Here is a 13,769-nt window from a genome sequence, read left to right as displayed (position 1 = left end):
CTTGTGCAAAAAAATGCGCTTTATTCCAACAAGTATTCATTTCAAAAACCGTCATATAATCAGTATAGGCTTTTGCAATGGCTTCCAGGACAGCTGCATCTGATCCTGGAAATATCTGGAGCAATTGGGCGCTTGTTACAGGAGCCTTACATCTTGGACAATCGGAATGGGAATCAGGTACAACCTCCTTTTTATCCTGCGGTCTACGCTCCACGACAATTGGTATACTGTGTTCCTTAAAAGTTTGGCTAAACACAAATTTTTCAACCAGTTTAAGCTGATGCAGGTAGAGGTAGCCCAATTTATTGTCCTTGTGATAGGTCGCTAGGCGAAGAAGATTTTCTTTCGCTCGTTTTTGAGCCTCTGTACGAGGCAATCCTTCTTCTATTTCCGGTTGAAAGGGCTGCATCAGTAAGTGATCATTAGCTCGATTTCGCTCATATCCTTTAGGAAATAATACCTCCACAGCTGTTTTCTTTACGGTATATGGGTTTTGGTTATACAACGGTCCTTTGGTTTTGGCTTCATAGCTAATTCCTAAATAAAACACACGAGGGGTACTTGCCAATCCCTTGTCTTTTTTATGAGTATTCCCTTTGTAGATCAATTCATCCCCCGTATCTAAGGGATGATAAATTGTATGTTGCCCTTTGGGAAAAGCAAGAGAAAATGAGGTAGCCTTTCGATCTTTAAATTCCAACTTTAAAAAGCTTTGATTGGTATTTTCATATAGGGTTACCGTCAAGGTATCAGGTAAGATTTCATCCTGATCATAGCGCCCCAGTATGCGTACTACTTCAATTTCAATGGGTTCTTTGTACAGTATGGGGCGAATCAAACGGCGGTGATTAGCCGTGTTAAAATAGGCTTCAATACGGTATTTCTTCAGAATATACGCATAAGTATTCACCGTATCCACTGGAAAAACATGACCAAAAAGGGCTTCCTTTTTATCGAATAATTCCCTTTTGACATTCGATAGTCCAATTTCTTCTGAAAGGGTAAAAAAGATCGCGTATTCTTCCCCTTGACCTTCTGGAACCTGACAAGCGAAAGTCTTCCAAAAATCAGAGAAGCTTTTTACCACATGCGTACCTTTCCCTTGGCTGTCAAAATCAACCGTATCGCGAAACAATTCTAATACATCTCGTTCTCGATTGCGAGAATCATACCAATAACAAATTGTCGCTGATTGATCCTCAAAACCTGTAATTTCCAATGCAATAGCAAAGTCTTCATTGAAACTTAAAGTAGGCTGATGTTGATCCAACGCATTGACAAATTCCCAGCGGTTCACTTTTCCTTCTATACACTCAATTTCATGAGTATACGTTTGGTTATTGAATAGCACCTCCAAGCGGTACAAACCAACTTCTTCCAATTGAAGATCCAGCGTAGCTAGGTTAGACTGCAATACAATACCCTCGGTTTGGGTGTGAATAGGATAGATTTCAATCGCTTCTAAGGATTGATTGGCAAGCGTATCTGCTGATTCAGTTGCTTGCAGTTCCTTCAAATCGCGCTGAATGGCTTGTTGAAGTTTTGGATTGGCATAATACATAGACAAGTCAAAACCCGCCTGCTTTTTAGGCCCTTTGACATAAGTTAGCATATAGCGTATTTCACCGTCAACATTGGCGTGAATAATAGAAGCTGGTTGATTTTCTTTTTCAGGGAACACATAGTGAAGCAATCGTTGAAACACATTTGGTTGGTGTAACTCATGAGCTTCCACATATACATCTGCTGTTGGAGATTGATACCCTAAAGTTGTTTCCAAAGTAAGCGTCACAATAGCTTGACGGTAAACTCGATAAACTTGGTTTTGAGTCTTTTGAACAGTTGTCGAAGAGGCATGGCTTGGGCTTAGTGTCAACTGTTCGAGTTGATTAGCCATGACTTGAATGGTTTGTGTCGCTTTGTCTTTTCCTGTCCAAAAATTGCCATATACACACGCAATAACATAGGTACCTTCCGCAGTAAAATCTAGAGTCACTGTTGTATGACGTATAAAATGCTGTTGAAATTGCTTACTACCTGGAGATTGTATCAACCATTTAACCTGTGTTGGATTGATAGTTTGCTTGTTTTGAAGCTCAGCTGTAAATGTAATCCGACTACCAAAGCGAATCCGTTCTACCTGTGGAGAAATCGAGAGTACTGCATTGGCGTATATCTGAAAATATTGAGGCGGGATTGCAAAGCTGCGCTTTGAATTTTCCCAAACCTCCACTTGATAGGTATGGGTATTGGTGCAGGTATACACTGCTTGAATGACAGTACCGACTTGAGTAAATGGATGCTTACCTGCTGAGCAGAAAACAACAGCGGTTTGGGTATGTGAATCTCCTTCTTTTACGCGAACTTTGATTCGCAGTTGATCGACTCGTTCCTGTGACAAGCGAATGGTACTATGCAGTGTAATCTTTACTTGATCTCCAACAACGCGCGTTAATGTTGGGGGTTGATTCAATTCCAACAAGGTAAGAACGGCCTGATTGACCACTTCGATATAGTAGTAAAAAGTGCCGTAATATGTTTTTGTCGCCTCTTCTTTTGGCGTTCGTGCAGCAGATATAAGATAAACACCCGTCTGAGTAGGTTCCCAGCTAAAAGCACGATGGGTGGTGGGATGTGCTTGGTAATTGACGTTTTCTGCCGTTGTTTGAACGTGAAAAGTCTGACCCGTTTTTCCTGCTTCGAAAAGGCTCGAATCACCACAAGACTGTGTGACGCTCCAGCTGATGTACTGCTTGTCTTCTCCTAAAGGTGTACTCGCTCTAAATATCATTTCTTCTCCAAGGCCCACACGCAAAGCACGAGGATTTTCTGGACTAAGCGCACCCCAATGGAGTTCGTCTAAATTCACTAACGTTATACTATCGACATTGGAAACATAGCGGAGCGTTTGAAGACTACTAGCTTCACCAACTTTTTCTTCAATTAAATCATCACAAGTGTTTTCTTCTTCTGCTGTTTCTGTTTCTTGTTGCTCTTGGTCTTCCTCCGCCGTAATAACTTGACCATGGTGATGAATGGAGATTATACCGCCTATTACACATTGTAGCGTACCTGTTTCAGTTAAGATATCCCGTTCTCCAAGAGAAGGAAAATGCGCATTGGCTTCGACCTTCCAAAAACCAAGAGGTTGATACAGACAGCTTTTATCGTACCCTTTTTTGTGCTTACACGTTTTAAAAGGAGAAGGTCCTTCGACAAATTGAGTGTCTTCAATAGTCGCAATGAGTTTATCAACCGCATTCGCATAATACTTTTTATGCGTACTAATCCGCAATTCAGGAAAAAGTAAGGGGTTTCCTGTACACGTACATTGAGCCCCTGAACAAACGATGAATTCAGAAACAGATGGCGAAGGGATGGAAGTTTGCTTTTTCATACCGAAATTTTTTTAGAGCAACTTGACTCTTTTGTTGCTTATTGTTTCTACTTCCTTATTGGACAAGAATTGAAAATTTTCTTTGGTAGCTTCCATCTGCCCGATTTCACACGTTAACCTATAATCTTGTGTTTGATACGCAGCAGTATAAACGATGGATGTTGTGCTATCTCTAGCCGTTAAATTATACTGTTTTGCGGCCTTAATATCTATATTTTCTTGGGCTTCCAAATACAAATGTTGTTGGGCAAAGGCGTGGATATTTTGACTAGCATGTAAATGAATATTCTTAGCGTTTAAAATTAAATTTTCAGGAGCTGTAAGTAGGATGTCTTTCGCTTTGGTATCTAAGGTAACGTGATTGCCTATTGCATCAAATAGTTCAATAGACTCGTCTTCTGTAAATCGAAGGGTATGTCCACTTCGGGTACGGATACTCTTGATTTGGTTTTCATGTCCGCCACCTATGCCTGTGGATCCATAGAAAAAACTACCTAAAACAAAAGGACGATCGGGATGATTGCCTATAAAACTCACCAGTACTAGATCCCCTTCTTCTGGAATAAAGACAAACCCACGATTAGCGGAAACAAATGAGCTGTTACCTGCATGCTGACTTAGTACAGGAATAAATGCAGTACTTTGATTATTGCGTTGCCAATCAAATTGCACTTGTACGCGCCCTTTACCTTGAGGATCTTTATTGCTGATGACTCTGCCTAGTTGTTGCTCAACTAAAGGGGATTGGACATGTGCTTGTGGAATAGATTCCGTTTGTGCATCGACCCCCTTAAATGTACCTTCATATTTCCCCAAAGCATCTACCTGATGGTGAACCTCTGTGATGAGTAAGGTCGTAAAATAATGGGCTGTCTTTTTGTTCGGTTGGAACATCTGTATTTCTACCCTACAACCCGGATACAAAAAGGGGATGGTTGTATTACCAGTCGTAACAAAAACGTGAATTCCTTCTCGGCCAATAAGTCCTCTTTGAGCGTGTTCTACCTCTTGATGGGTCATTGCTGCTATAGGAGCTTGTTGAAGAGAAGGCGTGGTAAACGTTTGTGTAGCTTGTATATAAGTTGATTTAGCTAAGGTGCCTTTTAGCACTAAAGACGTATCCGTACTGGTGCTTAGTTTTTCATCACTCACGCTGTTGTAATCATACAATAAGCGATTTACATGACGCGCTTGTAGGCGAATCTCCAGCTGACTCACATCACGCCCATAGAGCAATCGAATCGGTTTTTCATCTGTGGGAATTTTGCCAAAATGAAGAATTTCTCCGTCATAAAAAAAATGTTCTCCCTGTGCGTGAGCAAGGCGAGTGAGAAAGTTATAAGGAGTTTCATTGTACTGGCAACTATAGGATAATTGCCTGGGATGGGTGAGTTGAATGCTAGATTTATACTGTTCTTGTTGATGGTAACCCTGGTCAAGTAGTTGTTGAACAACCCCTTGTAAAGGCTCTGAACTTTGACCACCAAAACTTTGGATATTTGGCGCTTGATCTAGCAGTACTGTTGGACTAAACCCTTTAAGAATAAGATATCCTTGACTGCCGTGTGCTTGCTCAAAAGACACACTCGTAATGACCCCTACAAAATAACGCCTCGGCTTATCGGTGTTGTTCTTATAATGCATGGAAACTAAAAGGCGCTTGCCTACGAGTTTTTGAGATTCTTCCATTTCATGCGTTTCTCTTCCTCCTAAACAATCATGACTAAATGAAGCTGTAAATTCATGATGCGTTTGACTGCTCTGTTTGAGTTCGAAATCGCGATAGTAAGTCAAGGTTTTCCCTTCGATACTAAAGGTAAGGTCAACCAATTGATTGATTCCTGGGATATAGTGTTGAGCGATGGCAGAGGCATTGCTTTGTATAGAGGAGTGCGAATGAGCGGACTCTTCAGCAACAGAAGACTGTGCTTTTAAAAAAGAATGGGGCATTGTTCTATTATTTTGTTGTTTTAATATCATTTCAAGAAAGAGAATTTTCTACTTTGAATTCGAACTGAATCACCGGTGCAAGTTAAAAAAATGACTTTGAATTTAAATGAATTATTTGTGTTTAAAATCAAATAAAATATATTAAAATATGTGTTATTGTAATTAAAATTAAATAATAAAACGGTTTGTTTGAAAATATGGTTGTTTCTATGTTCAAAAATTTGAATTATAAAAGATCCAAAGCTCTTGTGTTTTTTATGATCTGATTCTTGTAATTTTTCGTACTTTTGTTGGATGAAGCCCATCTTCCTTTTCTTTTTTGTTTCTTTTTTTATGGCATGTTCTCAAAAAGCAGAGCAGTTGCCTTATTTAGGTCATGCTACGGAAGAAGTGACAGCAGATGGAACAGTAAAAGAGAAGCAGTACCAGATTCCCGCTTTTTCTTTGATGAATCAGGATAGTCTTGTCGTATCTAATGAAACTTTGGCAGGAAAAATATATGTCGCTGATTTTATTTTTCTACAATGTCCAACCATTTGTCCTAAGATGAACGTAGAGATGAAGAGGGTATATGATCAGTATCAAGCAGAAGAAAAAGTGCTTTTTGTATCGCATACTATCGATCCAAAAAATGATACCATTCCCGTTTTAAAAGCATACAGTGAATCGTTAGGTGTAGATGCTTTAAAATGGCATTTCCTCTACGGAAAAGAACAGGTCATGCATCAGTTGGCCCAAAGTTATTTTATGCAAGCGTATCAGGAGACCAATGCTCCAGGAGGCTATGCGCATAGTGGTGGATTTCTGTTGATTGATGGTAAACAACATATTCGCGGCGTATATGATGGAACTAATTCTGCTGATGTGGATCGATTAATTCAGGATATAAACCTATTGTTGAAGGAAGATAGATAGAAATGAAAAAGCAGCTTTTACTTCTCATATTGCTTTCCTTTATCTACCAAAATACCTCGAGTTTTTGGATCCTAACCTCTTTTTATATCAACCAAAGGTATATTGCGGAAAATATCTGTATCAATCGCTTTGATGCAATTCCCATGTGTTATGGAAGTTGTTACCTCCAAAGTGAATTATCAGAAGATTCAGAGAAAAAGACAGCGCTTCCTATGTTCAAAACGAAGGAAGTACAGCCCTTATTTAGCCAATCCATGGCGTATCATCCGGATGTAGTGCATCCTATTATCTTAGAAAATATACCGTATCCCAATTATATGGATACTTTAGTGATAAGTAATTTTATATATGCTGTTTTTCAACCTCCTGAATGGGTGTGAATACCTGTGAATAAAACTGTTTTTTGTGGCTTGTTACTCGACAAATGAGATTAAATCTAGGTTTGTTGTGTTGTAAGTCAGACAAAAACAGAGAGAGAAAGTTAAACAAGAAAAAATAAAATTATGCAAGCGACTAAAGTACCCGTTTGCACAATTGGCGTATTCAATACCACACATGATCTTTGGATGGACAACCTGGAAGGGTTGCTTCAAAAGTACCCTGTATTAGCCACTCCGCATATCAATGCCTTTTATTTGCTACTGTGCATTGAACAAGGGGGAGGGGAACTCGTTGTTGACCAAGATAAGATTAGTCTGGGAGCAGCTCAAGTATTGATTATTAAGCCCAATTGTATCAACACCATTACCTTGCAAGAAGGAACTACAGGAACCATTATAGGTTTCACTACCGATTTCTTTTCCTTGCGTTACAATACCAATGTATTGCATCAATTTCCTTACTTTAATGAGGGAAATCAAACTGTTTTTCACGTCCCTCAGGATCATATAAAAAGCATGAGGTTCTTGTTGTGGCAGATGTTGGATGAATTTAGAATGAACAAAAAAGCCTCTCAAAAAGTATTGCGTTCTTATTTGAATATCCTACTGATTGAGTTAGACCGTATGTATATTCCTGTACATACAGTGAAAGTACATAATGCTGTACATGAAAAGATACAGAAGTACCAAAACTTGATTGAACAGCATTTTAAAACCCATAAAATGCCTTCTGAGTATGCGGATATGCTGCATATTAGCACGAATTACCTGAATAAAATCTGCCGTAATATTCTAGGGCAAACTTCAGGAAATTTAATCAAGCAGCACATTATACTAGAGGCAAAGCGATTATTGAGTTATACGACACATTCTATCAGTGAAATAGCCAATGAACTCGGGTTCGAACACGCGTCTTATTTTGTGACTATTTTTAAGAAGGCTACCAATCAGACGCCCGAACAGTATAGAAAAAATCAGTGGATTACTTAAAAGGAAGGCAAGGAATATACAGGAGTAGAGTAGGTTAACCTAGAGTAGAAAGCAAGGCTAAGACAGAAGTTCAAATGACAGGTATAACGACTTGCGATATAATGAAAAATACAAATAAAAAACGAAGTGCTATTTCATAATTATCGTGAAAATAGCTTTCATTTTGTTAAAAGTATCAAGGTTTCATTTCGAAATGACTACCTTTAGTTTTTATAAAGTAAAAAGATATGATAATTAAGCGTTTACTATTGCTTTTTTGTTTATTAGGAGGTTTGTTGAGTGTACAAGCACAGAATCGAGTTGAGCAGGTCATGGAAATCTTCATGGAAGATTACAACACCAGCAATTACGATAAATTTTATCACCGTTTTTCTGAATCTCTTCAAAGTAGAGTGCCTTTTAATACCGTAGAGGCCTTTTTTGATGAGATGAAACAAAACTTAGGATCGATTGTAACCATTGAGTACTACGGGGTAAATGACGATCAGACACCTTTGTTTAAGACCCAATTTGAAAAAGATACCGCAATTGTCAATTTCGCTTTTGATGAAGAAGCGAATATTGTAGGGTTTCGCATTTTAGATTATGTCAATCAGGAGGATTTAAAACAGGGATTAGCAGAAAAATCATTAGAAGATATTATTCTTGATAATGCCAATCATCTACCCGAACAAGGAGAAATAGCCCTAGCTATTATCAAAGATGATCAGGTGCATTTCTATGGGTTGAAAAAGAAAGCTAAATTGATTCGCGATATCGATAACAAGAAAGGATTATTTGGTTTAGGAACTTTTACTTCTATTTTTACCAATACCATCTTAGCACAAGCAGATGTCCAAGGAAAGGTGAAAGTATGGGAGGATATTAATGCTTACTATCCAGAACCGTTTAAAGATACCTTATCCTTTTCTTTTTCCTCTTTAGCTAATGGAACAGCTTTACTGCCTTTCTTTCCCAAAATAACGTTAGTTGGAGCGGATTTAGTTGCTGATAAAAAGCATAAAAAAGGAAAAGAACCTGTTATAGGAAATGCGTCTATTGCCAATTATTTAGTACACGATATCGAATTAGATACTTTGAAGGTCAGAGGTCGTTTCTCTATTTTTGGGAGTAGTGTATTGGGAGATGCTTTAGCTCGTGTATACAATAAACCTTATACGTCTCTTTTTCAAACATATATTGTTGATCAATATCACTTAACTTCCACCCATTTGATTAAGCCGAAACGCGCAAAAGTAGTAGGTGCCATTGGCAAGATTGATTTAGGTTTAGATAATAAGGCAAATTATATGGATATTTTCTTGCCCTCTACGCAAGGCTATTCAACGGTAGAGGACATGGCTACCTATATTCAAGCGTATTTTGATCCGAAACATCCAGAGTTAGCGCTGATGCAAAAGCCGACCTCTATGATTACACCCGATGATTGGATTAGCTTAGGATGGCGTTTGAACTTTTTTAGTCCATCAGAGTCGCTATATTTTCATCGTGGTATTGATGTTGCTTATTCCAATTTTATAAGCTTTAGTCCAGAGCGAAAAGAAGGAGTGATTGTATTCGCTAATAGTTCAATGGATGACATGATTCAATTGGTTGAGAATTTGAGTTTTCAAATTTGGTCCAAACTAGTAATAGACAACAAAAAGGATGACAAATAGTCATCCTTTTTGTTTGGAAAGGGGAGAGTGGAAAGTGGAAATGGAGTGTAGGGCGAATGTCATTCCCAGACCCCATTGTCAAGATAAACAATACAACTAGGATGAAACTCTTTATTGTTAAGGCTTATTTTCTTGTTTTTATTTACTGTTTTAAAATAGTTGAGTTCAGCAATCACAATAGTAAAATTAGCACTTGTAGGGAGGGTTTTTTCCCAAACTTGTGCTAGAACCCTTTCGTTCGGGGTGAAGCGAATAGAAAAAGTCTCAGTTACTGTATTAATACCTGAAGGCAAGGCTAGATGAAGTAAAGAAAACTCTAGTGTAGCTTCTGTTGTATACTCAGGGAATATAAAATAATCAGAAGCTAGAAAAGCGTCAAGTTGCAGTACTATTTTATTGCCCTCTGCAATTTGTATGAGAAAGGGTAAGGTGCAAAACGTGTCAAACGGACTGTTTGTATTCAGATCAAAACCGACGAGTCCTTGTAGCGATGTGTTGAGAAAAGTGCGTTGCTCTATAGGGATCTGCATGTTTTTATTGAATAATTGCAGCGTTGTACCTGTCAAGCGACGAGAAAAATTAGCATCGTGATTTTTGTATAGAATTTCACCAATTGCCAATCGGATAATTTTGCAGTGCTTTGAAACATACCCAAAGGCAGTCGCAGCTTTCTTGGTATTGGCCGTTTGTTTTGGTTTTGTCCCTCTACTTTGGACAATGTTGACCCCATGGAGTACACGTGTACTTATAGGACCGATGATGCCTCTGATGTTTCCTTTTGGATCTACTTTCGCCATTGTTTTTATTTTTACGTTATAAATAGCCTACTTGCTTATATAAGTTAGTAGGGTGAATCGCTTGTGCATCTATTGCATGTCTATCAAAAGGCCGTGGTTTACTGGACTAGCTATGGACACACTATGGAGTCACTATGGACACACCACCAATCATAAGAAGCAATGAGGATAAATTCATTCCTTCTTTATTTTGATTAGTAAATTACAATTTATCTTCCTTGTTTTTTAAGGGTGCACTTGTAATAGTTGAAAAGTATACGAAATAATGCTTATTTTTAAGTAATGAGCATTTACCTCAATAAAATGGGGGATGAACTGAATGTTATTTGTATAAAAAACAATTATTTTACAGAAAATTGAGGGGATTGGTGAGTGGTATGGGGTTCATAGTAAGTAGTAATTGAGTGAGATTGAGGCAGATTTACTCGATCGCGCGGATTTGCAATCCGTGCGTTAGATACTTAATGTATTATTTCAGTTCGGCTCGTAATTATGCAGGTTTAGAGTATGAGATCGAAGTTGAGGTATTGTTTATGGGTAGGTGAAGGCACGGATTGCAAATCCGCGCCATCGGAGTATTAAACAGCATCATCAATAAATAAGAAGCAACAGAATGAAACGAGTTAAAATTATTTTATTTGTGGGAGGTATTGTTCATCGGTTATGCTTGGATGTACAGCGCCTTAACACATAATGCATTCCGAAAAAGAGTTAAGATACTCGAAAAGGAAAAAATGTTCATACAAAAAGTACAAGAAGAATGTGATTGTAAACTACTATATGGATATGAAGAATTAGTGGAAGATCCAGACTCCTTTAGTTTAGATAATAAATTCTATATGGAGTTGCGCAGCTATAATGAATACGATAATTGGTGTAGGCGTGATACTGTTTTTCTAAAACAGAAAGCCCTGATGTTGATGCAGGATTTTATGACTGTATCCGAATATACACACTTATTCAAGGATATAACATTGGTATTCAATGTATATAAAAACATAGGGACAGATGAAATACTCATACAGAATGTATGTGAAAAACACCTGGAGTATAACATAGAGCGAAATGAAATAAAATTGGTGGAATAAAAGAAATAGAACTCGATCGCGCGGATTTGCAATCCGTGCGTTAGATTACACTTAATGTATTATTTCAGTTCAGCTCGTAATTATGCAGGTTTAGAGTATGAAATCGAAGTTGAGGTATTGTTTATGGGGTAGATGAAGACACGGTGAAGGCACGGATTGCAAATCCGCGCCATCGGATCGATAAAAAAAGGAAGGCCGTTAACGGTCTTCCTTTTTTTATCAATTTGCTTATGCTTTAGATGAAGTAGGTTTGTTAGCCTTTCTTGGTCTTCGGCGACCGTATGATTTATTTACTATTTTACCTCTTCTTGTTTTTAAATCTCCTTTTCCCATAATAAAAAATTAAAGTTTAACATTCGTTTCCCCAAGATACGAATTTTAACGCAATAAATAAATTTATAGAAGTTAAAAGGATAATAATCAGCTTTTTTGGAGTAGAAAGGAGCAAGGGAATACAACGGAAAATGCAGGTGAAAAGAATAAAAAAACAACAATTGAAAACAACTGATTTTTTTGACCTCAAATGTTGTGTAAATTAGTTTGTAGAGTTCCTATTTAAGCCTTATTTTAGTGCCCTTTAAAACCAATTATGAAACATATAGATTATAACCGAAAAGACCTATCAGATCAAACGCTAGTTGATTTGTATAAAAGGCTATTGAAACCAAGAATGATAGAAGAAAAGATGCTTATTTTAATCCGTCAAGGAAAAGTGTCGAAATGGTTTTCTGGAATTGGGCAAGAAGCAATATCGGTAGGTATTGTAGCTGCTTTAGAGAACGATGAGTATGTGTTGCCAATGCACCGTAATTTAAGTGTTTTCACTTCTAGAGATATTCCTTTGTACCGTTTGTTTTCACAGTGGCAGGGTAAAGGAAATGGTTTTACAAAAGGAAGAGATCGTTCGTTCCACTTCGGAACACAAGAATTTAATATCGTTGGGATGATTTCGCATTTAGGTCCACAATTAGGTGTGGCTGATGGAATTGCCCTTGCACATAAATTGCGCAATGAAAAGAAAATCACGGCTGTATTTACAGGAGAAGGCGCAACTTCTGAAGGTGATTTTCACGAAGCTTTAAACGTAGCTTCTGTATGGGATTTACCGGTGTTGTTTGTGATTGAAAACAATGGATATGGTTTATCTACACCAACCAATGAGCAATACCGTTGTGAGCACTTAGCAGATCGCGGTATTGGGTATGGGATGGAGAGTCACATCATTGATGGAAATGACATTTTAGAAGTGTATACTAAAATCAATGCATTAGCTCAGTCGATGCGCGAAAACCCACGTCCAATCTTAGTAGAGTTTTTAACTTTCAGAAGAAGAGGACACGAAGAGGCGAGTGGTACGAAATATGTTCCACAAGAATTGATGGATGAATGGGAGAAAAAGGATCCAGTAGAAAACTACCGTGCTTATTTAAAAGAAATCGGAGTACTAACAGAAGCGTTAGACGAGGAAATCAGAGCCGCATTCAAAAAAGAGATTGATACTGATTGGAAACGCACCCAAGAAGAGGAGCCAATTCAGGCAAATTTTGAAACTGAACTAAACGATATGTATGCCCCTTTTACGTATGAACACGTAGAGCCAAGTGGTGAAATGAAAAACATTCGTTTGATTGATGCTATATCAGAAGGGTTAAAACAATCTTTTGAAAAACACCCTGAGTTAATCATCATGGGGCAGGATATTGCAGAATACGGAGGTGCTTTTAAAGTAACGGACGGATTTGTGGAGCAGTTTGGTAAAGGTCGCATTCGCAATACACCAATTTGTGAAAGTGCTATTGTCTCTGCAGCTATGGGATATTCAATCAATGGAGGGAAAGCTATTATGGAGATGCAATTTGCAGACTTCGTATCTACTGGTTTTAACCCAATTGTTAATTACTTAGCGAAAGTACACTACCGTTGGAATGAAAAAGCTGATGTAGTAGTGCGTATGCCATGTGGTGGAGGTACACAAGCTGGACCGTTCCACTCGCAAACCAATGAAGCATGGTTTACTAAAACACCTGGATTGAAAGTGGTTTATCCGGCGTTCCCTGTGGATGCAAAAGGATTGATGAATACAGCAATTAACGATCCAAATCCAGTTATTTTCTTTGAGCACAAACAATTGTATAGAAGTATCTATCAAGATGTGCCAAGCAATTACTATACGATTCCATTTGGTCAAGCTGCTTTAGTTAAAGAAGGGGCTGATGTAACGATTATATCCTTTGGAGCAGGTGTACATTGGGCATTAGAAACATTGGAGAAACATCCAGAGATTCAAGCAGATTTAATTGACTTGCGTACTTTACAACCATTAGACGAAGAAACTATCTTCAAATCAGTAAAGAAAACAAATAAAGTTATAATTTTGCAAGAAGATTCCATGTTTGGAGGTATTGCAAGTGACCTATCAGCAATGATTATGGAAAACTGTTTTGAATATTTAGATGCGCCTGTAAAACGAGTAGCGAGTATTGAAACAGCAATCCCATTTGTGAAAGCTTTAGAAGATCAATATTTACCAAAAGGTAGATTTGAAGCAGCGCTTTTAGATTTATTAGCGTACTAAATAGAAAGAACTACACAAC

General features: G+C 37.9%; 10 protein-coding genes. 6 read left to right on the top strand and 4 right to left on the bottom strand.

Annotated features, from left to right (window positions below; all coding sequences use genetic code 11):
- Both AWV75_RS11860 and AWV75_RS11855 read right to left on the bottom strand, forming a co-directional pair.
- Nucleotides 1–3,397: DUF4280 domain-containing protein (locus AWV75_RS11860; RefSeq protein ID WP_060874573.1), on the bottom strand; the 3,397-nt coding region annotated here is incomplete at its 3' end.
- A 12-nt stretch (nt 3,398–3,409) separates the two neighbouring features.
- Nucleotides 3,410–5,347 (bottom strand): type VI secretion system Vgr family protein, encoded by a 1,938-nt coding sequence (locus AWV75_RS11855; protein ID WP_060874572.1) that lies wholly within the window; start codon nt 5,345–5,347, stop codon nt 3,410–3,412.
- A gap of 333 nt (nt 5,348–5,680) precedes the next feature.
- On the opposite strand from AWV75_RS11855, the gene AWV75_RS11850 reads away from it, so the two are divergent.
- The 4 genes from AWV75_RS11850 (at nt 5,681) to AWV75_RS11835 (ending at nt 9,290) form a co-directional block, all read left to right on the top strand.
- Nucleotides 5,681–6,262 (top strand): SCO family protein, encoded by a 582-nt coding sequence (locus AWV75_RS11850; protein WP_231738107.1) that lies wholly within the window; start codon nt 5,681–5,683, stop codon nt 6,260–6,262.
- A gap of 2 nt (nt 6,263–6,264) precedes the next feature.
- Nucleotides 6,265–6,642 carry a hypothetical protein gene (locus AWV75_RS11845; protein ID WP_060874570.1) on the top strand — a complete coding sequence of 126 codons (378 nt, stop codon included), beginning with the start codon at nt 6,265–6,267 and terminating at the stop codon, nt 6,640–6,642.
- Nucleotides 6,643–6,765: 123 nt separating this feature from the next.
- Complete coding sequence (locus tag AWV75_RS11840) at nt 6,766–7,632, top strand: AraC family transcriptional regulator (RefSeq protein WP_060874569.1); 867 nt, start codon at nt 6,766–6,768, stop codon at nt 7,630–7,632.
- Between the two features lie 227 nt (nt 7,633–7,859).
- On the top strand, nt 7,860–9,290 hold the full coding sequence (locus AWV75_RS11835; protein ID WP_060874568.1) for a DUF3887 domain-containing protein: 1,431 nt from the start codon (nt 7,860–7,862) through the stop codon (nt 9,288–9,290).
- A gap of 59 nt (nt 9,291–9,349) precedes the next feature.
- Here the strand turns inward: AWV75_RS11835 and AWV75_RS11830 are convergent, their stop codons facing one another.
- Nucleotides 9,350–10,087, bottom strand: coding sequence for a hypothetical protein (locus AWV75_RS11830; RefSeq protein WP_060874567.1), 738 nt, complete (start codon nt 10,085–10,087; stop codon nt 9,350–9,352).
- Between the two features lie 638 nt (nt 10,088–10,725).
- On the opposite strand from AWV75_RS11830, the gene AWV75_RS11825 reads away from it, so the two are divergent.
- Nucleotides 10,726–11,175: a hypothetical protein gene (locus AWV75_RS11825; RefSeq protein WP_060874566.1), complete on the top strand. Its 450-nt coding sequence runs from the start codon at nt 10,726–10,728 to the stop codon at nt 11,173–11,175.
- 228 nt (nt 11,176–11,403) lie between these two features.
- On the opposite strand, the gene AWV75_RS18500 is transcribed toward AWV75_RS11825, so the two are convergent.
- Nucleotides 11,404–11,508, bottom strand: coding sequence for a 30S ribosomal protein THX (locus AWV75_RS18500; protein ID WP_082711073.1), 105 nt, complete (start codon nt 11,506–11,508; stop codon nt 11,404–11,406).
- Nucleotides 11,509–11,764: 256 nt separating this feature from the next.
- On the opposite strand from AWV75_RS18500, the gene AWV75_RS11820 reads away from it, so the two are divergent.
- Nucleotides 11,765–13,750: an alpha-ketoacid dehydrogenase subunit alpha/beta gene (locus AWV75_RS11820; RefSeq protein ID WP_060874565.1), complete on the top strand. Its 1,986-nt coding sequence runs from the start codon at nt 11,765–11,767 to the stop codon at nt 13,748–13,750.
- Nucleotides 13,751–13,769 lie beyond the last annotated feature (19 nt).

The sequence above is a fragment of the Myroides odoratus genome (assembly GCF_001549985.1).
Lineage (GTDB): Bacteria > Bacteroidota > Bacteroidia > Flavobacteriales > Flavobacteriaceae > Flavobacterium > Flavobacterium odoratum_A.
This window is presented reverse-complemented; position numbering and strand designations above follow the sequence as displayed.

Excerpts from the sequence above, each read along its gene's own strand:
- AWV75_RS11830 (WP_060874567.1), bottom strand. The coding sequence starts at position 10,087 with ATGGCGAAAGTAGATCCAAAAGGAAACATCAGAGGCATCATCGGTCCT.
- AWV75_RS11850 (WP_231738107.1), top strand. The coding sequence starts at position 5,681 with ATGGCATGTTCTCAAAAAGCAGAGCAGTTGCCTTATTTAGGTCATGCT.
- AWV75_RS18500 (WP_082711073.1), bottom strand. The coding sequence starts at position 11,508 with ATGGGAAAAGGAGATTTAAAAACAAGAAGAGGTAAAATAGTAAATAAA.
- AWV75_RS11820 (WP_060874565.1), top strand. The coding sequence starts at position 11,765 with ATGAAACATATAGATTATAACCGAAAAGACCTATCAGATCAAACGCTA.
- AWV75_RS11835 (WP_060874568.1), top strand. The coding sequence starts at position 7,860 with ATGATAATTAAGCGTTTACTATTGCTTTTTTGTTTATTAGGAGGTTTG.
- AWV75_RS11845 (WP_060874570.1), top strand. The coding sequence starts at position 6,265 with ATGAAAAAGCAGCTTTTACTTCTCATATTGCTTTCCTTTATCTACCAA.
- AWV75_RS11855 (WP_060874572.1), bottom strand. The coding sequence starts at position 5,347 with ATGCCCCATTCTTTTTTAAAAGCACAGTCTTCTGTTGCTGAAGAGTCC.
- AWV75_RS11840 (WP_060874569.1), top strand. The coding sequence starts at position 6,766 with ATGCAAGCGACTAAAGTACCCGTTTGCACAATTGGCGTATTCAATACC.